Source organism: Aeromonas sp. MR16, assembly GCF_022549315.1.
Classification (GTDB): domain Bacteria; phylum Pseudomonadota; class Gammaproteobacteria; order Enterobacterales; family Aeromonadaceae; genus Aeromonas; species Aeromonas aquatica.
In genome coordinates, this window is sequence record NZ_JAKZFK010000034.1 from 1 (window position 1) to 25,739 (window position 25,739).

The 25,739-nt window shown below is 62.9% G+C and carries 14 protein-coding genes and 3 tRNA genes; 9 read left to right on the forward strand and 8 right to left on the reverse strand.

All coding sequences use genetic code 11. The features are described 5' to 3' along the window. Positions 1-7,157: Ig-like domain-containing protein (locus tag MM194_RS18675; protein WP_277605159.1), on the forward strand; the 7,157-nt coding region annotated here is incomplete at its 5' end. A 535-nt stretch (positions 7,158-7,692) separates the two neighbouring features. Here MM194_RS18675 and MM194_RS18680 read toward each other — a convergent pair. The 3 genes from MM194_RS18680 to MM194_RS18690 form a co-directional block, all read right to left on the reverse strand. Beyond that, positions 7,693-7,768: transfer RNA gene (locus tag MM194_RS18680), tRNA-His, on the reverse strand. 46 nt (positions 7,769-7,814) lie between these two features. Further along, positions 7,815-7,891, reverse strand: a tRNA-Arg gene (locus tag MM194_RS18685). Between the two features lie 37 nt (positions 7,892-7,928). Continuing rightward, positions 7,929-8,005, reverse strand: a tRNA-Pro gene (locus MM194_RS18690). A gap of 202 nt (positions 8,006-8,207) precedes the next feature. Between MM194_RS18690 and folD the strand changes: the two genes are divergently transcribed. Continuing rightward, positions 8,208-9,065 carry a bifunctional methylenetetrahydrofolate dehydrogenase/methenyltetrahydrofolate cyclohydrolase FolD gene (folD, locus tag MM194_RS18695; RefSeq protein WP_033132582.1) on the forward strand — a complete coding sequence of 286 codons (858 nt, stop codon included), beginning with the start codon at positions 8,208-8,210 and terminating at the stop codon, positions 9,063-9,065. A 192-nt stretch (positions 9,066-9,257) separates the two neighbouring features. Here the strand turns inward: folD and MM194_RS18700 are convergent, their stop codons facing one another. From MM194_RS18700 to MM194_RS18710, 3 genes are all read right to left on the reverse strand, one after another. Next, on the reverse strand, positions 9,258-10,421 hold the full coding sequence (locus tag MM194_RS18700) for an aminotransferase class I/II-fold pyridoxal phosphate-dependent enzyme (RefSeq protein WP_241344429.1): 1,164 nt from the start codon (positions 10,419-10,421) through the stop codon (positions 9,258-9,260). Positions 10,422-10,541: 120 nt separating this feature from the next. After that, positions 10,542-11,579, reverse strand: a complete 1,038-nt coding sequence (locus MM194_RS18705; protein WP_241344431.1) for a 2-oxoglutarate and iron-dependent oxygenase domain-containing protein — start codon at positions 11,577-11,579, stop codon at positions 10,542-10,544. 416 nt (positions 11,580-11,995) lie between these two features. Beyond that, on the reverse strand, positions 11,996-12,634 hold the full coding sequence (locus tag MM194_RS18710; RefSeq protein WP_241344433.1) for an NAD(P)-dependent oxidoreductase: 639 nt from the start codon (positions 12,632-12,634) through the stop codon (positions 11,996-11,998). 100 nt (positions 12,635-12,734) lie between these two features. On the opposite strand from MM194_RS18710, the gene MM194_RS18715 reads away from it, so the two are divergent. From MM194_RS18715 to MM194_RS18730, 4 genes are all read left to right on the forward strand, one after another. Beyond that, positions 12,735-13,643, forward strand: coding sequence for a LysR family transcriptional regulator (locus tag MM194_RS18715; RefSeq protein WP_033132578.1), 909 nt, complete (start codon positions 12,735-12,737; stop codon positions 13,641-13,643). Positions 13,644-13,840: 197 nt separating this feature from the next. Then, positions 13,841-14,752 (forward strand): helix-turn-helix domain-containing protein, encoded by a 912-nt coding sequence (locus MM194_RS18720; protein WP_033132577.1) that lies wholly within the window; start codon positions 13,841-13,843, stop codon positions 14,750-14,752. A gap of 286 nt (positions 14,753-15,038) precedes the next feature. Beyond that, complete coding sequence (locus MM194_RS18725) at positions 15,039-17,183, forward strand: TonB-dependent siderophore receptor (protein ID WP_033132576.1); 2,145 nt, start codon at positions 15,039-15,041, stop codon at positions 17,181-17,183. A 41-nt stretch (positions 17,184-17,224) separates the two neighbouring features. Next, positions 17,225-18,064, forward strand: a complete 840-nt coding sequence (locus MM194_RS18730; RefSeq protein WP_241344435.1) for a siderophore ferric iron reductase — start codon at positions 17,225-17,227, stop codon at positions 18,062-18,064. A 96-nt stretch (positions 18,065-18,160) separates the two neighbouring features. Here the strand turns inward: MM194_RS18730 and MM194_RS18735 are convergent, their stop codons facing one another. After that, the gene (locus MM194_RS18735) at positions 18,161-19,108 is read right to left on the reverse strand and encodes a LysR substrate-binding domain-containing protein (protein WP_241344437.1); all 948 of its coding nucleotides are present in this window, start codon (positions 19,106-19,108) and stop codon (positions 18,161-18,163) included. A gap of 206 nt (positions 19,109-19,314) precedes the next feature. On the opposite strand from MM194_RS18735, the gene metE reads away from it, so the two are divergent. Both metE and MM194_RS18745 read left to right on the forward strand, forming a co-directional pair. Next, entirely contained in the window at positions 19,315-21,579 is a 2,265-nt protein-coding gene (gene metE, locus MM194_RS18740) for a 5-methyltetrahydropteroyltriglutamate--homocysteine S-methyltransferase (RefSeq protein ID WP_241344438.1), read from the forward strand. 182 nt (positions 21,580-21,761) lie between these two features. Then, positions 21,762-22,883 (forward strand): HPP family protein, encoded by a 1,122-nt coding sequence (locus MM194_RS18745; protein WP_241344440.1) that lies wholly within the window; start codon positions 21,762-21,764, stop codon positions 22,881-22,883. A 66-nt stretch (positions 22,884-22,949) separates the two neighbouring features. Here the strand turns inward: MM194_RS18745 and MM194_RS18750 are convergent, their stop codons facing one another. Next, positions 22,950-24,899, reverse strand: a complete 1,950-nt coding sequence (locus MM194_RS18750) for an amidohydrolase (RefSeq protein WP_241344442.1) — start codon at positions 24,897-24,899, stop codon at positions 22,950-22,952. Between the two features lie 165 nt (positions 24,900-25,064). On the opposite strand from MM194_RS18750, the gene MM194_RS18755 reads away from it, so the two are divergent. Then, complete coding sequence (locus tag MM194_RS18755) at positions 25,065-25,739, forward strand: TetR/AcrR family transcriptional regulator (RefSeq protein WP_241344443.1); 675 nt, start codon at positions 25,065-25,067, stop codon at positions 25,737-25,739.

Genomic DNA, 25,739 nt, shown 5'->3' on the forward strand with positions numbered 1-25,739 from the left:
GCGGCTTCACCGCCGACGGCGACAGCTGGGACTACGCGGTGAGCAATGCCGCCACCCAGTTCCTGGCGGCCGGCGAGACGGTCACCTTCAGCTATGACGTGACCGTGACCGACAACGACGGCGGCAGTGCCACCGAGACGGTGACCATCACCCTCCAGGGCACCAACGATGCAGCCGTCATCACCGGCACCGGCACTGCTGCTGTCGCCGAAGATACCGCCCTTGTTGCTGGTCAACTGGTGGCAAGTGGAGATCTGGATGCGACGGATGTAGATAGCGCCGCTACATTCACGGTACAGACCAATGTGGCCAGCGCCTATGGTCTCTTCTCTATTGATGCGAGCGGTGCCTGGAGTTACAAGGCGGACAATACGCACGCTGCGATACAGCAACTGTCCAATGGCGGAACACTGACGGATACGATCGTCGTCTCGACGGCCGATGGCACAACGCACAACGTGGTGATCACCATCAACGGCACCGCCGATGCCTCGGTTATCATTGCGCCGGACAACCTGCAGTACGATCCGGATTCGGGGGATCAGACGCCGTTCAATCGGCTCATGTTTGTCGATGCTGACACCACCGGCTCGGTGACGGTGACCATCACTCGTACCAGTGGTGACAGCAGCTTCAGCGTGACCGGTGCGCCTTCGGGTGGGACGGCAGTGGGGGGCAATAACGCAACGATCACGGGCACCATCGCCAATATCAACGCCTGGCTTGCTGGCAACAATCTCACCCACGATAGCAATGGTAATGATCCGGATACCTTCACCATCGCCATCAACTCGGGTGGCAGTATCAGCAGTTACGTTGTCAGCGAAGCGACATTCACCAGTACCGGCAACGCGGACACCAACAACTATGCAGGGGTCAATGTGCTCGCGCCCACGCTCAATGCGGGGAGTGGCGGTGACACCGTCTATACCAGCTGGAGCCATGTAGGTGCGGCGGCGACCAATTATACGGATGACTTTGTCACTGGCACGGACACCATCTATCTCAACTTTACGGCCACCCAGCTGCAGGAAATCCTGACGAACGCCACGACGCGCGACGATCTGCAGACTTTCCTGTTCAATGCCGATGGCAATGATCTGAACTTGGATGCGACCAGCTGGAATGCCACCGTCAGCCCAAGCGGTTACTTCGAGGTTGCAAATATCGGCCTGGCCAATGTCTGGTCGACCCGGGATACAGTGACCCCGTCGAACAACTATCTCGACATCAATACAACCTGGAAGGGCGTCATCGCGGCCAACAGCGGTGGTACGGGTGAGATCCTCGGCCTGACCGGTACGGCCAGCGCGGAAATGATCATCGCCAGTGGGGCTGGCACGGTTTCCGGTCTGGCTGGCAATGACGTACTGGTGGCGCAGAACAGCGGCAATACCCTGGATGGTGGCGCTAATAATGACCTGCTGTTGGGTGGCACCGGTGCAGATGTGCTGATCGGTGGTGCCGGGGGCGATATGCTGGCTGGCGGCGGTGGGGCTGACACCTTCAAATGGGGAGCCGAGGCCGCTGGCGTTGCGAATGCGGACATCATCGCCGACTACAACTTCACCGAAGGTGACAAACTCGACCTCTCGTCCCTGCTGACCGGCTTCCAGGCGGGCGCCGATGTGGCCAAGTTTGTCAAACTGTCGGTGTCGGGTGAAAACCTGTTGGTGTCGGTGGATACGACGGGCAGTGGCAATTTCGCCAGTGGCCAGACCTATACCCTGATCGGTGCCAACGCGCAGGGTGCGATGCCGGTGAAGGTAGTCTTCGGCGGCTACGACCATATTCTGTCTGTCGATAGCAGCGCACCGGCAGCACCTTCGGTGCCCGATCTGCAGGTGGCTTCCGACTCCGGCTTGTCGAGCACGGACAACATTACCAGTGACAATACACCCACCGTCAGTGGCACAAGTGCCGAGGCCGGGGCCACGGTTACGCTCTACGATACCAACGGCACCACGGTATTGGGCACGACCATTGCCGCGCTGGATGGTAGCTGGACCATCACCAGCAGCACGCTGACCAGCGGCGCACATACGCTGACAGCCAAAGTGACCGACTGGGCGGGTAACATCAGCCCGGCCTCGGCGGGGCTCGTAGTGACCATAGATACCAGCGTGGCCGCCCCCGTGGTCAGTGCGGTCACTGCGGATAATGGCAGCAGTGGTACGGATGAGATCACCAACGACACCACCTTGGTCATCAACGGCACGGCCGAAGCCAACAGCAGCGTCCAGGTGTTCCGCGATGGCGTCAGTATCGGCACCACCACGGCCAATGGCTCGGGCAACTGGAGCTTCGATCACACCGGCACCACGCTGGCCCAAGGCAACTACAACTTCACCGCCCAGGCTACCGATGTGGCAGGCAACCTGAGTGTCGTTTCCGCCGCACTGCCGGTGACTGTGGATACCAGTGCACCCACCGTCAGTGCGATCGTCAACCAGACCCCGGCAACGGCCATCACCAACGCGGACAGCCTGACCTTCCGCGTGACCTTCGGCGAGGCCGTGGCCAATGTGTCCACTGGCGATTTCACGGTAAATGGCACGACAGCGACGGTCACCGGGGTTTCGGCCATCAATGCCAATACTTACGACGTGACCATTTCCGGTGGCAATCTGGCCAGCCTGAACGGGACCGTCACCCTGGGCTTCGCCGGCGGCCAAAATATCACTGATATCGCCGGCAACGCCCTGACCGCCACCACGCCAACGGGCGCCAATAACAACAGCTATACGCTCGACAACACGGCAGCGGCGCCGACTGCGCTCAACCTGGCGGCAGCGGACGATAGCGGGTCGAGCAATAGCGACAACCTCACTCAGAACACCAGCGCGCTGACCATCGATGGTGCGGGAGAAAACGGCGCAACCGTCACCGTCTTCCGTGACATCGACAACGATGGCGCCATCGATGCTGGCGAGAGTCTGGGTACTGCGACGGTAGTAGGAGGTGTGTTCAGCCTGGATGTCTCGCTGGCGGCGGGCAACCACAACATCCGTGCGATCCAGACGGATGTCGCCGGTAATACCAGTGCCGCCTCGGCCTCGGGGGCGCTGAATATCACGGTCGATACCAGTGTGGCCGCGCCGGTGGTGAACAATGTGACCGCCGACAATGGCAGCAGCGGCACGGATGAAATTACCAACGACACCACACTGATCATCAACGGTACGGCCGAAGCCAACAGCAGCGTCCAGGTGTTTCGCGATGGCGTCAGTATCGGCACCACCACGGCCAATGGCTCGGGCAACTGGAGCTTCGATCACACCGGCACCACGCTGGCCCAAGGCAACTACAACTTCACCGCCCAAGCCACTGATGTGGCTGGTAATGTGAGTGCAGTGTCGGCAGCATTGCCCGTCACTATCGACACGACGGCGCCAACGCAAACGGCCCTGATCAGCACGGTGACCGACAACGTCAGCCCTGTTACTGGCACGCTGACCAGCGGCGGTAGCACCAACGACACCTCGTTGGCACTGGCTGGCACCTACACCGGTACCCTGGGTGCAGGCGAAGTGGTTGCGGTCTATGACGGTGCAACGCGTCTGGGCACGGCTACCGCCTCGGCAGGCAGTTGGACATACGCGGACAGCACGCTCGCCAATGGCGACAGTGTCAGTTACACCGTGCGGGTTGAAGATGTGGCAGGCAATCAGGGCACGGCGTCTGCCGCCTTCACTACCACGATCGACATGACGGCGCCAACGCAAACGGCCGTGATCAGCACGGTGACCGATAACGTCAGCCCTGTTACTGGCACGCTGACCAGCGGTGGTAGCACCAACGACACCTCGTTGGCGCTGGCCGGTACCTATACCGGTACCCTGGGCGCAGGCGAAGTGATTGCGGTCTATGACGGTGCAACGCGTCTGGGCACGGCTACCGCCTCGGCAGGCAGCTGGACGTACACGGACAGCACGCTTGCCAACGGCGACAACGTTAGCTACACGGTGCGGATCGAAGATGCGGCGGGCAACCAGGGCACGGCGTCTGCCGCCTTCACCACCACGATCGACACCTTATCCCCGACGGCAACCTTGAACATTACCGCTATCAGTACGGACAGCGGCATATCGAGTAGCGACTTCATCACCAATGACACCTCATTGACCGTGTCGGGTAGCAACATGGCGCTGGGCAGCGGCGAAAAAATCCAGATCAGCAGCGATGGAGGAACGAACTGGACCGATGTGACGCAAAACACGAGCACAAGCTGGAGTCTGATTGACGGCATCTCGCATGGCAGCAACTTTACCTATCAGGCGCGGGTGGTAGATGCTGCCGGTAACGTCGGCAACACGGACAGTCAGGCCGTGACCATCGACACGAACGCACCGACAGGGACGGCAACGATCAGCACTGTGACGGACAACGTGCTCCCCGTCACCGGAACGCTGGCGAACGGGGCGAGCACCAATGACACCACGTTGGCGTTGACTGGCACATCTACCCAAGGCAGCGGCCAAGCGATAGGAATATTTGACGGTGGGGTCTTGATTGGTACGACCACTACGACCAGTGGTGGCGCCTGGAGCTTTACCACTTCGGCGCTGGTCGAGGGCGCGCACAGCCTGACTGCCGCACTGATCGATACCGCCGGCAACGGGAATCTATCGGCCGCCTTTGGCGTGACGGTGGATACCACTGCGCCGGCCTCGCCGAGCATCACCCTCGTGACCGACAACGTCGGCACCATCCAGGGCGACGTGGCAGATAATGGCTTTACCAACGACACGAGCTTGGTTGTACGGGTCAGCTTGAGCGGGACTGGGGCGCTGGCTGGCAACACGGTGCAGCTGTCCAATAACACGACTGCGCTGGGCGGGGCGGTGACGTTGTCGGGCGCTAACATCACCAACGGCTATGTCGACATCACAACACCAGCGTTAACGAACGGGACGAGTTACAACCTGCGGGCGGCGGTGACTGACACTGCTGGTAACGCGGGCGCACTATCGGCGAGTGGAGCCCGCGATATCACTGTCGATACAGCGGCGCCGGCGGTCACAGGAGGACTAGGCAATCTTTACAGCAATACTGACAATTTGTTTACATTATCGGGGGTGACTGATGCTACTGGGGTTGCATCAGTGAGCGTTCACGATAACGGCAATGATGTTGCAGATTTCAGTTTGTCGCTGAGTTCTGGCTCCGCTACCAATGGGACATGGACGGCATCGGGTAACCGAGACGCCATGAACGGAAATAGCGTTACCATAACCCTGACGGATATGGCGGGGAATGTCAGCACAATAACAGGCACTGCGCCTGCAGGCACTGCTGGGGAACCTATCCACCTCGCGCTGGCTGCACCTGCAGGTCATGCGGATGTTGTGATGCTGACCATTGCTGGCGTTCCCCAAGGCTGGACTCTGAGTGAAGGCACCGACAATGGCGACGGCACCTGGACTGTGGTCACTGACGATCCGAGTAGCCTGACGGTGACCACTGCCGCGGACTTCGCCGGGGCCATGGTCTTGCCGGTGCACATGAGCTGGACCAACGCCGACGGCAGCACAGGCAGCAGCACAGTGCTGGACAACGTCGAAGCCTACGCCCCCGGCTCGCCGATCTTCGCCCTGTCGCAGGACGACAATCTCAGCGGTTCCGCTGGCGCGGACACCTTCGTGTTTGCCCAGCCCATCGCCCACAACCAGGTCTACGGCTTCGATGTGGCGGCCGACAGGCTCGATCTGATTGGCTTTGGTGCGGGTCTGGACTTCGCCAGCCTGCAGATTGCCGACGATGGTCAGGGGAATGCGGTCGTCACCCTGGGGCCGGACTCCAGCATCACCCTGCGCGGGGTGGATAGCACGGCTTTGAGCGCGGCCAACGTCGTGTTCGACCTGGCGCCGGAGCTGAGCAACGCCGGTGAGATGGTCATCCACGACGGCGCCATGTTGCCGCTGGGGGGCTTCCTCGACAACAGTGGCCGCGTCGTCCTCGACTCCCACGGCCAGACCACCCGTCTGGAGGTGCTGGTCGAGCACCTGACCCTCCGCGGCGGTGGTCAGGTGGTGCTGTCCGACAATCCGAACAACCTGATCGTCGGCAGTTCATCCCAGGCTCGGCTGGTGAACGAGAACAACAGCATCTCGGGGGCGGGGCACATCGGCGCAGGTCAGATGGCATTGCTCAACGCCAGCCTGATCCTGGCCAACGGCCTGCATGCCCTGGAGCTCGACACCGGCAACAATGTCATCGGCAACAGCGGCACCCTGGAGTCGACGGGGGCGGGGGGCATGACGGTGGCCAGTGCGGTGGAGAACAGCGGACATCTGTGGGCCAACGGCGGTGATCTGCGCCTGTTGGGGGATGTGACGGGCAGCGGCAGCGCCACCATAGACGGCGATGGGACCCTCTCCTTCGCCGGTGCGGCCCATATTGGCAGCCTGGCCTTCCACGGTGATGGGGCCGGTACCCTGGTGGTCGGGGCGGATGAGGCGGCATCCCTTGGTACCATCCTGGGTCTGGAACAGGACGATGAATTGCTGCTCGGCGATCTGATCCTGGGTGCCGATACCCGACTCAGTTACAGCGCCAATGCCCATGGCACCGGTGGCCTGCTGACGGTGACCGACGGGGTGCAAAGCGCCGAGCTCCATCTGCTTGGCCACTACTCGGAGGGGGACTTCCTGCTGACGGACGATGCCGAGGGCGGTGTGCGGGTCGGGTATGGTGGCGCTTCCAGCGGGACTCTGATCGGCACCCTGCAAGATGACGATCTGCAGGGGGGAGCTGGCAACGACATCCTGGCCGGCAGGGCGGGCAGTGACGCCCTGCACGGTGGTGGTGGCGCCGATAGCTTCGTCTGGTTGCAGGGAGACACACACGCAGGCGAGGTGACCAGGGACTATGTTGCGGACTTCAATCAGGGGGAAGGTGACCGGCTGGATCTGAGCGATCTGCTTGACCACGATGGCAGCAAGTCGGTGGACGATCTGAAGAGCCTGCTCTCCATGGTGCAGGATACCGATGGCATCCATCTGCAGGTAAAGGACACCACGACCCATCAGGTGACGCAGGATATAGTGCTGGCGAATCATACCTTCGGCTCGATGACGGGAGATTCGAACAGCACGGCATCCCAGGTGCTCGATTACATGCTGACCAACCACAGGCTCGACATCGACAACCCCTAGGCTAGAGAGGGGCGGGGATCCCGTCGCTACTCCGATGGCCAGTCTGAGCCACAACCCGGCAACTAATAATTGCCGGGTTGTTTCTTTTCTATGCGGGAGCGCCATGACTCCCATCACGCGCTGTGGAGTGAATGCCAGCGAGCCTTGGTTTTCTCTCACCGGATGCGAGACGCCGAACAAGTCAGTTGCGGGCGGTCAAGCCAAGGAGGGTTGGCTTGGCGGGCAGATTAGGGCTGGCAGGTAAAGTCACATTGCTGGCATTCGAGTGGCTCGAACTCGCTATCAAGGTGCCGATGGAGGAGAGGGTTGTGCTCTGGCGCTTTTCCAGCTCTTGTCATTGGTGGCTCCCTTGGCACGGGGAGTTGTTGGAATGCGAACCTCGCCGAATGACGTCCGGGTCGGCTCCTTCTCTGGCATGAGCCCGAGCGTCAAAAACAAAAAACCGGCACTGGGCCGGTTTTTGATCGTGCGACAAAGGGTGCACGCGGTCAGTCAGACTGACGGCTGTTGGCTGCGAGCAGCGCAAAAAGAATAATGGGGTGGCTGATGGGGCTCGAACCCACGACAACCGGAATCACAATCCGGGACTCTACCAACTGAGCTACAGCCACCACTGAAATTGGCCGTTAATGTGTGCTTTAAAAGCCCTCACATTAATGGCGCGCCCTGCAGGATTCGAACCTGCGACCCACGGCTTAGAAGGCCGTTGCTCTATCCGACTGAGCTAAGGGCGCTCTGTATCGAGGAGTCCTGGGGACTTCCCGATGAACCTGGTCGGTGATAAAGGATTCGAACCTTTGACCCTCTGGTCCCAAACCAGATGCGCTACCGGGCTGCGCTAATCACCGAAATTTCACTGTCCAGCATACCGATAGCGGTACCACTGGGCAACGGGCGGGCATCATACCCAAGCGGTAAACGCAGCGTCAATGACTTTTTCCGCCAGTAAATTCAAATGCCTACTTATTGCCCGCCAGGCGAGAGCCGCTAACACCCGCGCCAAAAAAATGCGACAATGCGCGCAGTTGAACACAGGATGAGTGAAGAACGATGTCTGCCAAAATCATTGATGGAAAACAGGTTGCGCAAACGATTCGCAGCCAGGTCGCCGCACAGGTCCAACAGCGTGTCGCGTTGGGCAAACGGGCTCCTGGACTGGCGGTGATCCTGGTGGGGCTGGATCCGGCGTCCCAGGTCTATGTCGGCAGCAAGCGTCGTGCCTGTGAAGAGGTGGGTTTTGTCTCCCGCTCTTACGATCTGAGTGCCAACACGAGTCAGGAAGAGTTGCTGGCCCTGATCGACAGGCTCAATGAAGATAGCGAGGTGGACGGCATTCTGGTGCAACTGCCCCTGCCGGCCCATTGCGACACCACCCAGCTGCTCGAGCGCATTCGCCCCGACAAGGATGTGGATGGCTTCCATCCCTACAACGTGGGCCGTCTGGCCCAGCGCATCCCGGCGCTGCGCCCCTGTACCCCCAAGGGCATCATGACCCTGATCGAGGCGACCGGGGTCAAGACCCACGGTCTGCATGCGGTGGTGGTCGGTGCCTCCAATATCGTGGGTCGCCCCATGACCCTGGAGCTGCTGCTGGCGGGTTGCACCACCACCACTTGCCATCGCTTCACCCAGGATCTGGAGGCCCAGGTGCGCCGCGCCGATCTGCTGGTGGTGGCGGTGGGCAAGCCGAACTTCATCCCGGGGGAATGGGTCAAGCCCGGCGCCCTGGTGATCGATGTGGGCATCAACCGCCTGGCCGATGGCTCCCTGGTGGGTGACGTGGAGTTTGAGACGGCGCGCAATCACGCGGCCTTCATCACGCCGGTACCGGGTGGGGTCGGCCCCATGACGGTGGCCAGCCTGATGGAGAACACCCTGAGCGCCTGTCAGGACTACCACGACGCCTGAGGCGTGTCGAGGGGGCGCTGAGCGAGCCGATCCGTCTCGACGAGGCATGCAATGAGGCTATTTGATATCGCTACATTGTGATTTTGTGAAATATAATAATGTAAATGCTATTTTGATTAGCATAAAAAAGGGAAGGCTGAGCCTTCCCTTTCTGTTTTCTGGGTCCCGGGCGGCAGTGCCGCCACCGGCGTGTCAGATCAGCGCCAGCGCCGCCGCCAGATCGGCGATCAGATCGTCTGCATCCTCCACCCCGATGCTGAAGCGGATGAGATCGTCGTTCACCCCGGCGGCGAGACGGCTCGTCTCGTCCATGGCGGCGTGGGTGGTGCTGGCCGGATGGCAGGCCAGGCTCTCGAGATCCCCGAGGCTTACCGCCTGCACGAACAGCTGCAGGTTGTCGAGCAGGGTAGCGCAGCGGGCAAAGCCCCCTTCCAGCTCTATGCTCACCATGCCGCCAAAGCCGCTGGCGAAGGCGCCGAGGGTGTCGTGACCCGGATGGCTGGCGAGCCCCGGATAGATCACCTTCTTCACCGCCGGGTGGGCGGCCAGGAACTCGGCCACCTTCTGGGCGTTGTGCAGATGGGCATCCATGCGCAGGGGCAGGGTCTTGACGCCGCGCTGCAGCAGATAAGCCTCCTGCGGGCCGATGGGGGAGCCGATGTGCTTGAGGGCCACGGTGCGGATGGACTTCATCAGGGCGTGGGAGCCGGCCACCACTCCGGCAATGATGTCGCCGTGCCCACCGAGATACTTGGTGCCGCTGTGCATGACGATGTCGATGCCAAGCTCCAGCGGACGCAGCAGATAGGGGGTGAGGAAGGTGTTGTCACAGACGCTGATGGCGCCGACCTTGCGGGCCGCCTGCACCACGATCCGCGGATCCACCACCTTGAGGGTGGGGTTGGTCAGCGTCTCGAACAGCACCACCTTGGTGGTGGGACTGATGTTGGCCAGCAGATCCTGATCGCTGTCATAGGCGGTGACCCTGATGCCGGCGCGGCTGAAGGTCTGCTTGAGGAAGGCATCGGTGCCGCCGTAGAGCGGGCCTATGTAGGCTACCTCGTCACCGCTGTCCGCCAGGGCATACAGGATGGCACTCACCGCCGCCATGCCGCTCGCCACTACCAATGCCTCGTCTGCCCCTTCCAGTGCCGCCAGTTTCTGCTCCAGCTCGGCGGTGGTAGGGTTGCCAAAGCGGCTGTAGATGAAACCCGGGGCCTGGCCCGCGAAACGCTCCTTGCCCGTCTGGGCATTGAAGTAGCTGAAGGTGCTGCTCTGGTAGAGGGGGGTGGTGAGGGCGCCGGTCTGGGGATCGATACGCTGGCCGCTGTGCACGCTCATGGTCTTGAATTTCATCGTCTTGCTCCGTCGTTGCCAGCGAGCTGGCGGATGTTCTCATGTCACTGTTGATGGGGCGAGGGTCTTGGCATCGCCCCTTGAGTCGGGATGGCAAAATGGGCCATCACCGCTGTATGTTCAGGCGGGCACGGCTTCCCGCCGCAGAGTGCCCTGCTCCTGTGAAGAAGGATAGTGGCGCGCCGCCACGTCCGGGTGGGAGCGCAGTCGGCCCTTGAGCACGTTCTCCCCCACCTGATAGAAGAGCGGGTTGGTCGGATCGCTCTCGGGCCCCAGCGCCTCGGCCGCGAGGGCCGGGGAGAGGGTCAGCAGCGGCACAGTGGCATCCAGCCTCGCCGCCATGAAGAAGGCGCAGGAGAGGCGCGAAACCCCGGGCGGCGGGCTCACGACCCGGTGCAGGGTCGCCTTGAGGTAGCCGTTGGAAGCCAGCTCCAGCAGCTCGCCGATGTTGACCACCAGGGCGCCCGGCAGGGGCGGTGCGGAGATCCAGCCGTTTGCCGTCTCCACTTCCAGGCCGGAGTGATCGTCCTGCATCACCAGAGTCAGGTAGCCCGGATCCTTGTGGGCGCCGACTCCCTGGTCGCTGCTGCCCACTTCCCGGCCCGGGTAGTGGATGAGTTTCATGTGCTGATAGGGGGCGCCGCGGATGCTGGCATCGAACACCTCCGCCGGCTGCTCCAGCACCTCGGCGAAGGCCGAGAGCAGGCCGAGGGTGATGTCGGTGAGGCGCGCCTGCCAGTCCAGCAGTTGCGCCTTCATCCCGGGCAGGGCGGCGGGCCACTGGTTGGGGCCTGTCAGTCGCTGCCAGGGCTGGTGCAGCGCCTCCGCGCCTATCGCCGCCTCCTCGCCCATGATATCGAACTGCTCGCGCCTGTCCGGTCTGGCCCGGGTCAGCTCGGCCCCCACCTGGTTGTAACCGCGAAAATGGGGGGAGTGCACCATCTGCACAGTGCGTTTCTCCTGCTCCGGCAGGGCGAAGAAGCGCGCCGCCAGTGCCAGGGTCTCTTGCTGCTGCGCCTCGCTCAGGCCATGGCCAGTCAGATAGAAGAAACCCACCTCCCGTGCCGCCTGGCCGAGCTTTGCCAGCATCTGGCGGCGAGCCTCGGGGGCGCCACTCAGGGCGGCATAATCGATGATGGGCAGTGATACGTTTTCCATGTGCATCTCCTCACGCGGTCAGATCCTGGGATCCTATCCCGCTATCGAATAGTGGTGCGCCGGCGGCGGCCTTGAGGCCGAACTCGAGCGGTAACCCACTGGCTTGAGGTGATACTACGATTTGGAGTTATAACGGCAAAACAACGAATTATTCTTAGTTATATACAAAAATCGAAATAGAAATCGAATACTGTTCGGGGATGGGTGGCTTGAGCGGCATCCATGGCCGTTTGACGGGCGATCCATTCGGGATGAGCCTGGCGCTGGACGCTTTGGCTGACAGGGGATGGACAGGCAGAGAAACCTGCTATAGGAGGCAAAAAAAAACGAGGGAGATATCATCCTCCCTCGTTTCTATGGTGTTTCTGGCTGCCCATGAAAGTTGATGTCCATGGGGCGGCGCGACGATCAGACGATCAGTAGCCCAGGGTGAAACGCTGGCGCAGGTGGGCCGGTTGCTCTACCTCGTTCATCACCCCGTCGGCCAGATCCCCGACCCTGATCCCGGCTGGCTTGTCGCCGCTAAACAGCACCTGATCGCCGCCGAGCAGGTAACCGCCGCGCTTCTCGCCGGGCTCGAGGAACACGGGCGGGGAGACGAAGCGCCAGTCGAGGGTGGTTTCACGGCGCAGGGCGGTGAGACCGTCGCGGGCCGCCAGGGCGCCCTGCTTCCACTCGGCCGGGAAGTCCGGGGTATCCACCAGCTGCACCCCGGGGGCGATTTCCAGGCTGCCGGCGCCGCCGATGACCAGCAGCCAGCTCTTCGCCGCCACGGCCGCATGGACGATGGCGTTGGCCCCCTTGAGGTACTGCTCATAGATGTCCGGCACGCTCCAGCCCGGGTTGTAGGCACTGATCACCCGATCGTGTCCCTTGAGTGCCTCGGCCAGGGCCTGAGGGTCCTGGGCATCTACGGCCACGGCGCGGACCTGGGGATGGGGCGCAATCTTGCCGACGTCGCGCACCAGGGCGGTGACGCTGTGACCACGGTCGATGGCTTCGTTGAGGATGGCTGCGCCGACAAAACCGCTGGCACCGATCAGGGCAATTTTCATGGGGATTCTCCTTCACTGTTGGAATGAGGCTATCCTACGCCCCCGATTGTGATTTAATAATCCTCTATAAAATGCATTCACTTGTAAGCTGGATTTAATAATGGAACAGCTAAGACGCTACGCCATCTTCGCCGCCGTGGTGGAGGCGGGCACCATGACCGGGGCCGCCAAGGCCCTCGGCATGACCCCCTCCGCCGTCAGCCAACACATCAGTCAGCTCGAGAGCCTGCTCGGCCTCAGCCTGTTGCACCGCTCCACCCGTCGCCTCAACCTGACCGAGGCGGGGGAGGTGGTGTGGCAGGGATGCCAGGCCCTGCAACAGACCCTCAACCAGACCGAGCTGCGCCTGTCCGAGGTGCGCGACAGCCTGCTCGGCGAGGTGCGGATCACCGCGCCGGTGGGCATGGCCGGTCAACCCCTGGCACGGGCGCTGTCGCCGCTGTTGCAGGCCCACCCGGGCCTGTGCATCCAGATCATTGCCGACGATGGCAAGCGGGATCTCATTGCCGAGCGCATCGACGTGGCGCTGCGGGTTGGCACCCTGTCCGACTCCACCCTGGTGGCGCGCCGGCTGGGGCAGACCCGCATGCTGCTGTGCGCCTCGCCCGCCTATCTCGCCCGCAAGGGCAACCCGCGCAGCCCTGAGGATCTGCTGGCCCATGACTGGTTGGCGTCGGATCTGCTCGGCGGGGGCCTGATGCTGCTCGATGAGAAGGGGCAGGGGCACAAGCTGAGGCCAAAACCCAGGGTGATCTGCAACAACGTCTTACCCCTGCGCCAGTTCACCCTGGCGGGGCAGGGGATCTCGCTGCAACCGGAGGGAGAAATCGCCGAGGATCTCGCCTGTGGCCTGCTGCTCGAGTTGTTGCCGGGCTTTCGGGTGCCCCCCATGGAGATCCATGCCATCACCCCCCAGCGGGAGATCCCGGAGAAGGTGCGGCGGGTGATCGCCGCCCTGCGTCGCCACTTTGAGGAGGGGCAGGGAGCCGCGCCGTCCCGCCCGCTATGAGTCTGCGGGATAGAGCAGGGAGCGCACTGCGGCTGGGGTACAGGGCTATCGCCCTGAACGACCAAGTCCGTGGGGGGGCGGCAGAGCCCCTTCATGGCTGGCCGGGTCGGCAGAAGGCTTGCCGCCGGCACCACGGCCATGTTTAATGGGCCCACCTGGACAGCCACTGCCCGTGCCGGCAGAGATCCGAACCCATCATGACATCCGCTCCCCCCGTTTTGCCGGGCCCAGTGCCACAGGCTCGTTCCCACTTCACCCGCATCGAGCGGGTGCTCGACTACATCCATGCCCATCTGGATGAACCCCTCTCTCTGGAACAGCTGGCGGAGCAGAGCTGCTGGTCTCGCTGGCAGTTGCAGCGGGTATTCCTGCACGAGACCGGGCTCACCGTGGCCCACTACGTGCGCGAGCTGAAATTAAGCCAGGCGGCAGAGGCGCTGCTCTCGAGTCGGCAGCGGGTCCTGGATCTGGCGCTCTGCTATGGCTTTGGCTCCGAGGTGAGTTTCAGCCGTGCCTTCAAGCAGCAATTTGGCTGCTCGCCGCTGGCCTATCGCAAGCGGGGACAGCGGCTGGGCCTCTCCATGCCGCTGGTGCGGGCCCAGACGCCGCAGGCCTGCGCGCCGAAATGGGTACAGGTGCGGGTCGAGAGCCGGGCCGGTTTCGTGCTGCACGGGATAAAGGGGGAGATCCGGGGACTGTTTGCGAACGAGCCCGACTTCCACCAGACGGTGCCTGCCATCTGGCGCGCGGCCCAGGCGGCCGGGGGCTTGCCCTCGACGGGTGAGCTGCTGGGGGTGGTGGACGTGTCGGCGGCGGGGGCGGCGCTGCCCTATTGGGCCGGGGTGGCGGCGACGGAAGACGCCATCCTGCCCGCCGGATTTGCTCGCTTGACGATCCCGTCCCAGGAGTATGCGGTGCTCAGCCATGTGGGCCCCATCCAGCAGCTGGCGGAGACCCTCAACTGGTTTATCCTGCACTGGCTGCCCGGCTCCTGCTATCGGGGGCTGGATGGCTTCGAGCTGGAGCGCTACGGCCCCCACTTCAATGGCCAGCAGGCGGATGCCCGTATGGAATACTGGCTGCCCGTCGCCCCCTGTGAGGCGATCTGAGCCGACACGGTGCAGCCGGAGGTTGATGCTACCTCCCACCCAGGCTGAGCTCGCGCCTTTCTCCTGACCCCCATTCAATCGCGTTTAATTTCTGCTGTAGATAGTCATTTGAATTCACTCGCTTTTTCGGTCGCCGATGGATGTTGTCGGTTGAGGCTGACTTGACCCGGATTTCCCCGTTTTCTCCGCCAACATGCCCCAAATTGTTAATTCAGGGGCAAAATAGAACAATAAAATGCAAATGATATTTGTTACTATTCACATGCAGTAGGCAGTCGAGGATCAGATGCAACTTGTTCACCCCCCATTGACCGTGGTCGCCGCGACCATCTCCGTCCTGTTGGCAGGCTCTGTGCTGGCCGCTGCGCCCACCAGCCCGGATACGGCGATCGCCGACGAGACGCTGACCGTGCTCGGTCAGACCTATCGCAATACGGCGACCAAGACCCAGCTCGAGCCCATCGAGACGCCACAGGCTATCTCGGTGGTCGACAGCGAAACCCTGGAGCAGCGCGGGGTCAGCTCGGTGAGCGAGGCGCTGCGCTATGTGCCGGGCGTCAACACCGAGTTGCGGGGCGGTGCGGTCAGCCGGCTGGATCTGTTCAATATTCGGGGATTTGACAACTACCAGAACTTCTACGACGGCCTGCTGTTGCAATACAACAACTGGAACCTGCAACCCCAGATAGATCCGGTGGCCATCGAGCAACTAGAGGTGTTCAAGGGGCCGACCTCGGTGCTCTACGGCAGCATGCCGCCCGGTGGCATGGTCAACCTGATCGCCAAGCGTCCGCAGCGGGAAGCCAAGCACAGTGTCAGCGTGGCCACGGGGACCGGTACACTCAAGGAGATGACCGTCGACAGCACGGGCGCCATCAATGAGCAGCTCGCCTACCGCGTGGTGGGGCTGGCCCGCCAGAAAGAGGGCCAGGCGGTGACCTCGGAAGAGGAGCGTTACGTGTTTGCGCCGTCGCTGGACTGGCAGCTCAGTGATCGTACCCTGCTCAACCTGAATCTCTATTACCAGAAGGATCCGGCCGCCGGCATCTACACCACGGTGCCCGCCAGCGGTTCAGTCAAGAGCAACCCGCTGGGTCAGCTGGACAGCGATACTTTCCTCGGTGACGAGAACTGGAACCAGTACAACCGGGATGTGGCTCTGCTCGGTTACAAACTGAGCCACGACTTCAACGACAATTGGCAGGTGCTGCAAAATGCCCGCTACATGGACTCGTCTGCCTATCAGAAAAATACCTATAACGCGGCGCTGGCGGCAGACAATCGCACCCTGGCCCGCAATGCCTATTTAACCGACGAGCATTCCAAAGGGTTCGTCATCGACAACCAGCTGGCGGGCAAGGTGCAGACCGGTGCGGCCCAGCACAACCTGTTGATCGGCATCGATTACCAGTATCTGGACGCGAAGATCCTCTATAAGGACACCCTCGACTACTCGGCTCCCCCCATCGATATTTTCGACCCGGACCACAGCCAGATCGTGCCGAGCGAGCTGGTCTTCAACTATCAGGATCAGCAGAGTATCCGTCAGTACCAGACGGGGTTCTATCTGCAGGATCAGATGCGCCTCGACAGGTTGGTGGTCATCGGTGGCGCCCGCTATGACAGCTACCGGATGGATACCGACAGCCACAGCCTCTATATGGGATCCGCCAGCCACTCCCTGGCACAGATTGATCAGGACAACGTCTCCTTCCGGTTCGGTGGACTCTATGAGCTGGATAATGGCTTCTCGCCCTACATGAGTTACGCCGACAGTTTCGAACCGGTGCCAGGGGCCGACAAGAATGGCCAGGCCTTCGAGCCCTCGACGGCTCAGCAGTGGGAAGGGGGTCTCAAGTACCTGTCTGAGGACATGAGCAAGACCTTCACCGTCTCCGCCTTCCATATCACCAAGCAAAATGCCCTGGTCACGGATCCGGACAACATCTATGGGCCCAAGCTGCAGACCGGCGAGATCGTCTCCAAGGGGATCGAGCTGGAAGGGCGGGCCGATCTGACCGACAACCTGGATCTGGCGTTCAGTTACACCCGATTGGATATGGAAATTACCCGTGACACCACAGATCTGCAGGGCAAGACCCCGGTCTGGGTACCCGAGCAGATGGCTTCCCTGTGGAGTAATTACCACATGAGCGGCAGCCTGCAGGGGATGCGTATCGGTGCCGGCCTGCGCTACGTGGGTGAGGCGCAGCTCGATGCCGCCAACACCGACACGGTGCCGGATTACCTGCTGATGGACCTGGCTGCCTCCTACGATCTGGCGGCGCTTAGTCACAGCCTGAAGGGAGTCGAAGCCTCGCTCAGCGTCAGCAACCTGTTCGATGAAACCTACTACTCCTGCTACGACCAGAACAACTGCTGGTTCGGTGCCGAGCGTAACATGGAGGCTCGACTCAAATACGTATTCTAAGCCTGCGCCCCGGCCAGACGCCGGGGCCCTCTCATCACGGGATGCCGGCGCGTGGCGGCTCCTCTGGCAGCACTCTTGGATTTGGTGACAAGGGTTTCGGCAGTCTGGCCAGCCATCAGCGGGCCCGTCACCAGGCGGAGCACGATGCCCTGTTCGCTGCGGCCGAGCAGCTTATTCCCTCCCTCAAGGGACGGCTGGTGGCGGAGGCCATGCCATTGCTGGCGCCCGCCGACACCGATCTGGCCCCACCAGAGGTGACGCTGGCGCTGCACGATCACTGGCGGCTGGCGCACCCGGAGGCGGGCCCTGCCTACTGGCTGACTCGCAGCTGGGGCATGCTCTGCTGGCAATCCATCTATCTGGCCATGGTCGCCGTCTATCGGGTGGGGGCCGTGCCCGCTTTGGATCGGATGGGATTGGGCTATAACGCCGGGCTGGTGTCCGGTTTTACCCTGCCGGCCCTGCCCATGATCAGGGGCGAGCGGGAGGTGCTGATCGAGGCGGTGGGTCGGCGGCTGCGCAGCCACTGGCAGGCACTGTTCGAGTTGATGGCGAGCGTGCAGCGGCTGCGACCCGGCTTCATTCGCCCGCTGTTGGCGGACGATCTGCTGGCGGCCCTGGTGCGGGTGCCCGATTTCTTCGGCGAGATAAGCCGCGAGCAGGTGGCGGCCCATGCGCCGCTCTGGCTCGCCGCCTGCGGCCTGCCCGCCGAGCATCTGGCGGGTTGGCGTCAGTGTGGGGAGCTCGAGCCGGCAAGTGCCGTCCCCGGTTACGTGCGCCAGCGCTGCTGCCTGCACCACAAGCGCAGTGACGGCCGCCTGTGTGACAACTGCCCACGCCATTGTTGCCATGATGGGGGCCAAGGGGATTGTGCCTACTGAACCCGGCAAGGGCCGGGTTGCGTACTCGCTACCGCTGATTTGACGAAGCCGTCCCATGGGCGGCTTTCTTGTGGGCTTGTGCTCCGAGCCGTGGGCTTATGCGACTGCGGGGACCGGCGCCATCTTGCCGCGGATGCGCTCAAACAGGCTCTGCAAACAGGCCTGATCCTTGTCGGCGGCCCGCACTGCGCCATACATATGGCGGCGCACGCCGTTGCCGAGTGGCCTGGCCTCGAGCAGTCCCTGGCGCACAAACTCCTCGCTGGCCCAGCGCGGCAGGGCGGCGACCCCGAGTCCGGCGGCGGCCATCTGCAGCATGACGGAGGTGTTGTCCACCAGCTTGCAGCGGGCGGGCTCCACCCCGGCGGGTTGCAGGAAGCGGCTGAACACGTCCATGCGAGCCCGCTCCACCGGGTAGACCAGCAGCACCTCCCGTTGCAGATCGGTGGGGCTGATGTGTGACTGCTGGCAGAGGGGGTGGTCCGGCGCCATCACCAGGGTGAGATCGAAGGCGAACAGGGGCTCGAAGTGGAGATCCCCGCGGGCCTGCACGTCCGAGGTGAGCAGCAAGTCGAGCTGGCCGCCGAGCAGGGCGCTGATGGCATCGAAGCCGGGCACAGACTCCACCTCCAGATCCACCCCTGGCCACTGGCGGCGAAAATCGGGCAGCAGCGGCAGCAGCCACTGGATGCAGCTGTGGCAATCGAGCGCCAGATGCAGCCTGCCCGCATCGCCGCTGTGCAAGGCCTGCAACTGCCGCTCGGTCAGGGCCAGGGCGGGCAGCACCTGGCGCGCCAGATGCAGCAACTGCTGACCCGCCGCCGTCAGCACCAGGGGCCGGCTCTTGCGCAAGTAGAGCTCCAGGTTGAGACGGGTCTCCAGCTCTTTCAACTGGTGGGAGAGGGCGGACTGGGTGAGGTTGAGGCAGAGGGCCGCCCCCGCCAGTGAACCCTGCTCGGCCAGCGCGCTGATGGTCTTCAGGTGCTTGAGATCGATGCCCAGGTTGCCGCTCTGACTGCCGGTCGTGGGGTGGGGTGCGGTCATGATGGGGCTCCTTGTTGCGTCCGTTGCAGGCTGACTTCCATATGGGCTAAGACTCCCTTGCGCGTCAGTTGAGAATTTCTTGAGAGCCAGTTGAAAAGGATTCAATAGCCAGGGCCACCTTATCTCGACATTCTAGATGTGTAAACATCTGGATGGCCAAATCATCCAGTTTCCCATCAGATGAACGAGCATAAGGAATTGGACCTATGACCTGCGCACACACCCTCGGTTTTCCCCGTATCGGCGCCAAGCGCGAGCTGAAATTTGCCCTCGAATCCTACTGGCGTGGCGAGACCACCCAGGCCGAGCTGGTGGCCGTGGGCAAGAGCCTGCGTGAGCGCCACTGGCAGGCCCAGAGCACCGCCGGGGTCAACCTGCTGCCGGTGGGCGACTTCGCCTGGTACGATCAGGTGCTCGGCACCAGCCTGCTGGTGGACGCCGTGCCTGAGCGTCACCGCCATGGTGACACCGACCTCGATACCCTGTTTCGGGTGGCCCGTGGCCGTGCGCCCACCGGCCCCAGCGCCGCTGCCGCCGAGATGACCAAGTGGTTCAACACCAACTACCACTATCTGGTGCCGGAATTCAGCCGGGATCAGCGCTTCAAACTGGGCTGGAGCCAGCTGTTTGACGAGGTCGAAGAGGCCAAGGCGCTGGGGTTGCCGGTCAAGGCCGTGCTGCTGGGACCCGTCTCCTATCTGTGGCTCGGCAAGGAGAAAGAGAGCGGTTTCTCTCGCCTCGAATTGCTCGAGCGCCTGCTCATCGTCTATCAGGAGATCCTGGCCAAGCTGGCTTCCCAGGGAGTGGAGTGGGTACAGATCGACGAGCCTGCCCTGGCGCTGGATCTGCCTGACGAGTGGCGCCTGGCCTGCCTCAAGGCCTATGAGCGCCTGGCCGGCCCCTGCAAGCTGCTGCTCACCACTTATTTCGGCTCCGTGGCCCATCAGCGCGACATCATCACCAGCCTCAAGGTGGATGGCCTGCACCTGGATCTGGTGGCCGCTCCCGAGCAACTGGAGACGCTGGTGCCTCATCTGCCTGCCCAGTGGGTGCTCTCAGCCGGTGTCATCAATGGCCGCAACGTCTGGCGTGCCAACCTGGCCAAGCTGGCCCCGACGCTCAAAACATTGAAAGCCAAGCTCGGCGAGCGGTTCTGGGTGGCCTCTTCCTGCTCCCTGCTGCACAGCCCGGTGGACTTGACCCTGGAGCACGAGCTGGATCCCCAGAGCCGCAGCTGGTTCGCCTTCGCCCTGCAGAAGTGCTACGAGCTGGGGCTGCTCTCCGACTATCTGGACGGTGGTGACATCGACAAAATCACCGCCTACAGCCAGCCCATCGTCGATCGGGAGTCCGATAGCCGGGTACACAAACGAGCGGTGCAGTCCCGTCTGGCCAGCCTCACCAGCGGCGACTTCGATCGCCAGAGCGCCTACCCGGTGAGGGCGCAGGCGCAGCGGACTGATCTCAAGCTGCCGCTGCTGCCCACCACCACCATAGGCTCCTTCCCGCAGACCTCGGAAATTCGGGGGCTGCGTCAGGAGTGGCGGGCCGGTCGCATCGACGACCAGGCCTACGAGGCGGGCATTCAGGCCCAGATAAAGGATGCGATTGAGCGTCAGGAAGCCATAGGGCTGGACGTACTGGTGCACGGCGAGGCCGAGCGCAACGACATGGTGGAGTACTTCGGTGAGCTGCTGGACGGCTTTGCCATCACCCGTTTCGGCTGGGTGCAGAGCTATGGCTCCCGCTGCGTCAAGCCGCCGGTGATCACCCGTGACATCGACCGCCCGACTCCCATGACGCTCGAATGGACCAAGTTCGCCCAGAGCCTGACCGACAAGCCGGTGAAAGGCATGCTGACCGGCCCGGTCACCATCCTCTGCTGGTCCTTCCCCCGGGAAGACGTGAGCCGCGAGCAGTCTGCCCTGCAAATTGGCCTCGCCATTCGCGACGAGGTGGCGGACCTGGAAGCCGCCGGCATCAAGATCATCCAGATCGACGAGCCGGCGATCCGCGAGGGCCTGCCCCTGCGCAAGCAGGATCATCAGGCTTATCTCGACTGGGCGGTGCGTGCCTTCCGCCTGAGCGCCAGCCCGGTGGTGGACAGCACCCAGATCCACACCCACATGTGTTACAGCGACTTCAACCTCATCATAGAGGCGGTGGCGGCGCTCGATGCTGACGTCATCACCATAGAGACCAGTCGCAGCCAGATGCAGTTGCTGGGGGCGTTCGAGCGCTTCAACTACCCGAACGAGATCGGGCCGGGCGTCTACGACATCCACTCGCCGAACGTGCCGAGCCAGGGCTGGATTGAGGATCTGATCCGCAAGGCTGCCGAACAAATTCCGGCGGACCGGCTCTGGGTCAACCCGGATTGCGGCCTCAAGACCCGCGGCTGGGAGGAGACCACCGCCGCCCTCAAGGTGATGGTGGAGGCGACCAAGGCGCTGCGGGCCGAGCTGGCCTGAAGGGATAAAAATAACGAAGCAGAGCAGGGATAAGTAACGAGAGAGGGAAGGCCTGGGCCTTCCCTCTTTTTTGGTCTCTTTATCACGGCTGTTGGCGGTGACGGCTCCATGGCTGGCCTTTGCGGTGGCTCTGCCGTTAATATTGCGCATTTGAAATAAACCTTATCGTCGTCGGGAGCAGGATGCAGTTCAGGGATTTCTTTCCGGTATCGACCAATACCGGCCTCAAAGAGTGTGGTTATGGCGCCCTTGGCGCCTTCATCGGGCTGCTGGGCACCGGCTGGCTGTGTCAGTGGGGACTGGGGGTGGACGCCCATTGGCTGATCGCCCCCATGGGGGCCTCCGCCGTGTTGCTGTTTGCCGCCCCGGCGAGCCCCCTGGCTCAGCCCTGGTCCATCGTGGTGGGCAACGGCGTCTCGGCCCTGATGGGGGTGGCGAGTGCCACCTTGATCCCGGATCTGGCCCTCGCCAGCGCCTGCGCCGTGATGCTGGCCATCGCGGCCATGTTCCTCACCCGCAGCCTGCACCCCCCCGGCGGCGCCGTGGCACTGACCGCCGTCATCGGTGGTGAGAGCATTCGCCAGCTCGGAGTGGGCTATGTGCTGCTGCCGGTGCTCATCAACTCATGCCTGCTGCTGGTGCTGGGGCTGTGCTACAACCGCCTGCTGGGGCGTCGCTATCCCAATGGCGGCAAGGCGCAGCCCAATCGCCACCAGACCGCGGATCCCGAACCGAGCGCACGCCTTGCCAGCGCCACCGACATCGACTTCGCGCTGGAAAAACATGGCGAGCTGCTCGACATCAGCCGCCAGGATCTGCAGGAGTTGCTGCAGGAGGCGCAGTTGCACGCCCTGCGCGAGCGGGTGGGCACGGTGCGCTGCCAGGATGTGATGTCGCGGGATCTCATCGTCATCTCGCCGGACGAGTCGGCCATGGCGGCCTGGCGCCTGCTTGCCCACCACAGGATCAAGGCGCTGCCGGTGGTCGACGAGAGCGGCCGGTTGGTCGGGATCATCACGCTGCACGATCTGATGATCGACAGGGAGCGGCAGCAGCCGAGGGAGGCCATCGCCCTGGCGCAGTGGCGAGTGGCGGATCTGATGACCCGGGAGGTGCGCACGGCGCGCAGCCATCAGCCACTGTACGATCTGGTGGGGGCCTTCTCCGACGGGGGGCTGCACCATATGCCGGTGCTGGAGGGGGAACGGCTGGTGGGGATCCTGACCCAGTCGGACATGGTGGCCGCGCTCTTCACCCTGGCCCTGCAGCCCGGGCTGATCGACGAGGTGGTGCCGTCGCCCTAGACAAGAAACGCGGCAGTTTGACGATAAAAAAAGGCCCCTCGCGGGGCCTTTTACATGGTGACGGGCTCAGGGGGTTGCGCCGGTGACGGGATAGACCGTCTCCCCCTGGAACACGGTTCGCTCGACCTGGGTGCCGGCGATCTGCTCCGGGGTGCCGGCCTTGACCAGGGCGAACAGATCTCGGTCCAGCACGATGAAGTCTGCCGACTTGCCCACCTCGATGGATCCCGTGATGTCTCCCTGGCGCACTGCTCTGGCCCCGTTGATGGTATAGGCGGCCAGCATCTCGGAAAGGGAGATACGTTGGCTGGCGCGATACTCGTCGTGGCCATCCGCCGCTCGCATGATACCGGCGGCCATGTTCTCGAAGGGGCGCGGATCCCGACTGTCCACCGGGGCATCGCTGCCCGCCACCAGCACGGCGCCAGCCTTGCGGGTGCTCTCCACCGGGTAGAGGGCGTCGTGCAGATAGCCGAGGGGGTCATAGATGGCCTCGCTCAAGGACTGACCCGCTTTGGTCGGCTGGATGAAGGGGGAGACCAGCATGTCGTAGGCCAGCTGGGGGTTGGTCCAGGCATAGGTGAAGGTCAGATAGAGCCCAAGCTCTCCCAATCGCTTCTGATCGTCCGGGTGGACGACCTGCAGGTGGGCCAGGGTGTGGGGAATACCATGATCGCCGTTGCTGGCCCGGGCCGCCTCCAGCGCATCCAGCGCCATCCGGGTGCTGCGATCGCCGATGCTGTGCATGTGGATGCTGAAGCCGGCCTCATCGAGGGCGCTGACGTAACGCTTCAAGTCCGCATCCTTGTAGTTGACGATGCCGTTGCTGCCCGCGTCCTCGCTGTCGGCGGTGATGGTGACCTCGGCACTGCTGGGATCCATGGCCAGATGGGGGCGGTGGTAGTTCTCCAGCATGCCGGCGTTGGGCAGGAAGACGGGATCTGTGAAGGGGTCCCCTTCTATCACGCCGTCGAGGAAGATCTTGACCGCATCGGCCTTGATCAGCGGATCCTCGGCAAAGCTGTCCCTGACCTGTCTGGCCTTGGCCAGATGGCTGGCGAGATCGAGCTTGCCGCTGAAATCATCGTCGTGGAAGCAGGTCGCGGCGGTGACGCGCATGTGCAGCAGATCCTGCGCCTCCATGTTGCGCAGACGCTGGCGGATGAAATCGCTGGCGCAGGCATCCTGAATGCCAGTGATGCCGCGCGACGCCATCAGCTCGGAGATGGCCGGCAAAATCTTGTCATACTGGGCGGCGGCCTGATCGTCGCTCGCGCTCAGCACGCCGCTGTCGGGCACAGGGATGGCGCTGCGGGCCGCGTCGCGGATGACGCCGCTGGTCAAGTCCACGTAGGGGATGAAGTCGGCAAACACGCCCCCCGCCGCCAGGGTGGTGGGGTTGAAGCCAACGACATTGCCGTCCTTGTCCTCGGCCAGTGCCAGCGCCTGGGAGTTGTAGCCACCGGCGTGGCCGTCGACCCCGGCCAGCATCACGGGGTTGTCCGGCGCCATGGCATCGAGCACCGCCAGCAGGGTGCCGTAGGTCGCGGTCGGGGTGTTGCCGTCATAGGGGGACCACTGATTGACAACCAACCAGTCCCCCGGTTTGGGGGCATAGCGGGGCAGGCACTCCTTGACCTTGGCGGCGAGCTGATCCAGATCGATGCTCTGGCCATCGAGGTCGCACATGTCCAGCGCCACGGTACCGAGCAGGTGAATGTGATTGTCGTGCAGGCCCGGCAGCACCATCTTGCCTTGCAGATCCACGACTTGGGTTGCCTTGTTCTGCAAGGCTTCGGCCCCCTCACGGGAGCCCACATAGGTGAACTTGCCATCGCTGACCACCATGGCCTCGGCCTGGCTGCGTTGCCCATCCTGGGTGTGGATTTGGCCGTTGAGGTAGAGGGTGTTGGCCGGTGGGGCCTCGCTGCTGTTGTCCTGTTGGCAGCCAGCGAGCAGGCCAGCGGCCAACAGGGTGGTCACCCCCAACCTGAAGGGGGTCTTTTTGCTATCCATAGCGCGCTCTCCTTGAGTTAATTGCAGTCTTTACTGCAGATATGAGCACCTTGTTTATTGCAGCTATCCTGAAAAATGCCAGTGATTACTGCATTTTTTTTGGCTTGTGTTTAGCTTGTCACATCATGTAGTTATGACAACCAGTCACCATGTTGAGGAAACGAGATGACGGATCATTCACTGCCGACCGAGTTCTGTATGCGGCGCCAGCCCAGGCAGTTACGCAGCCAGGACGTGGCGAGCCGTATCGAGCAGGCCACCTTGGCGCTGCTGCAGGAGCAGGGCTTTGCGGCGCTCAACACCAATGCCATCGCCGCGCGCGCCGGGGTGGGCATCAAGTCGCTCTATCACCTGTTTCCCAACAAGGAGGCGATCATCTGCCGCCTTGCCCTGGACTGGCTGGCAGCGGTGTGCGAGGCGCAGGAGGCGATCAAGCAGCAGGCCGCCGACTGGCCGCAGAGCCTGCAGCTGCTGGATCAGGCGCTGGAGGCGCTGGATGAGCGCTTCGTCGGTTATGGTGCGCTCTGGCAGGCGATGGATCTGATCCCGGCGTTGCATGCGGTGGAGCAGGAGCACGAGCGGGGCCAGATTGCCTTCTGGTCCGAGCGGCTGCGTCATTTTGGCTGCCGCTGGCCCGAGCCTGAGCTGACGATGCTGGTGCGCTACTTCTATCGCACGGCGGACGTGGCCAAGCAGTGCACCAAGGAGCAGGGGGAGCTGGGGCGGCAGATGTGGCAGTTGCACCGGCGCTGGAGCGAGCAGCTGGTGGCGGCGGCTATTGCCGAGCCCGATCCCGCCTTGGTGTGGCAGGGGCTGCCCGGGTTGAATATTGGCCCCTGA

Bases quoted from the DNA above. Each gene is read 5' to 3' on its own strand.
- MM194_RS18720 (WP_033132577.1), top strand. From the start codon at position 13,841: ATGACATCCGCTCCCCCCGTTTTGCCGGGCCCAGTGCCACAGGCTCGT.
- MM194_RS18755 (WP_241344443.1), top strand. From the start codon at position 25,065: ATGACGGATCATTCACTGCCGACCGAGTTCTGTATGCGGCGCCAGCCC.
- metE (WP_241344438.1), top strand. From the start codon at position 19,315: ATGACCTGCGCACACACCCTCGGTTTTCCCCGTATCGGCGCCAAGCGC.
- MM194_RS18715 (WP_033132578.1), top strand. From the start codon at position 12,735: ATGGAACAGCTAAGACGCTACGCCATCTTCGCCGCCGTGGTGGAGGCG.
- MM194_RS18730 (WP_241344435.1), top strand. From the start codon at position 17,225: ATGCCGGCGCGTGGCGGCTCCTCTGGCAGCACTCTTGGATTTGGTGAC.
- MM194_RS18705 (WP_241344431.1), bottom strand. From the start codon at position 11,579: ATGGAAAACGTATCACTGCCCATCATCGATTATGCCGCCCTGAGTGGC.
- MM194_RS18735 (WP_241344437.1), bottom strand. From the start codon at position 19,108: ATGACCGCACCCCACCCCACGACCGGCAGTCAGAGCGGCAACCTGGGC.
- MM194_RS18710 (WP_241344433.1), bottom strand. From the start codon at position 12,634: ATGAAAATTGCCCTGATCGGTGCCAGCGGTTTTGTCGGCGCAGCCATC.
- MM194_RS18725 (WP_033132576.1), top strand. From the start codon at position 15,039: ATGCAACTTGTTCACCCCCCATTGACCGTGGTCGCCGCGACCATCTCC.
- MM194_RS18700 (WP_241344429.1), bottom strand. From the start codon at position 10,421: ATGAAATTCAAGACCATGAGCGTGCACAGCGGCCAGCGTATCGATCCC.
- MM194_RS18745 (WP_241344440.1), top strand. From the start codon at position 21,762: ATGCAGTTCAGGGATTTCTTTCCGGTATCGACCAATACCGGCCTCAAA.
- folD (WP_033132582.1), top strand. From the start codon at position 8,208: ATGTCTGCCAAAATCATTGATGGAAAACAGGTTGCGCAAACGATTCGC.
- MM194_RS18750 (WP_241344442.1), bottom strand. From the start codon at position 24,899: ATGGATAGCAAAAAGACCCCCTTCAGGTTGGGGGTGACCACCCTGTTG.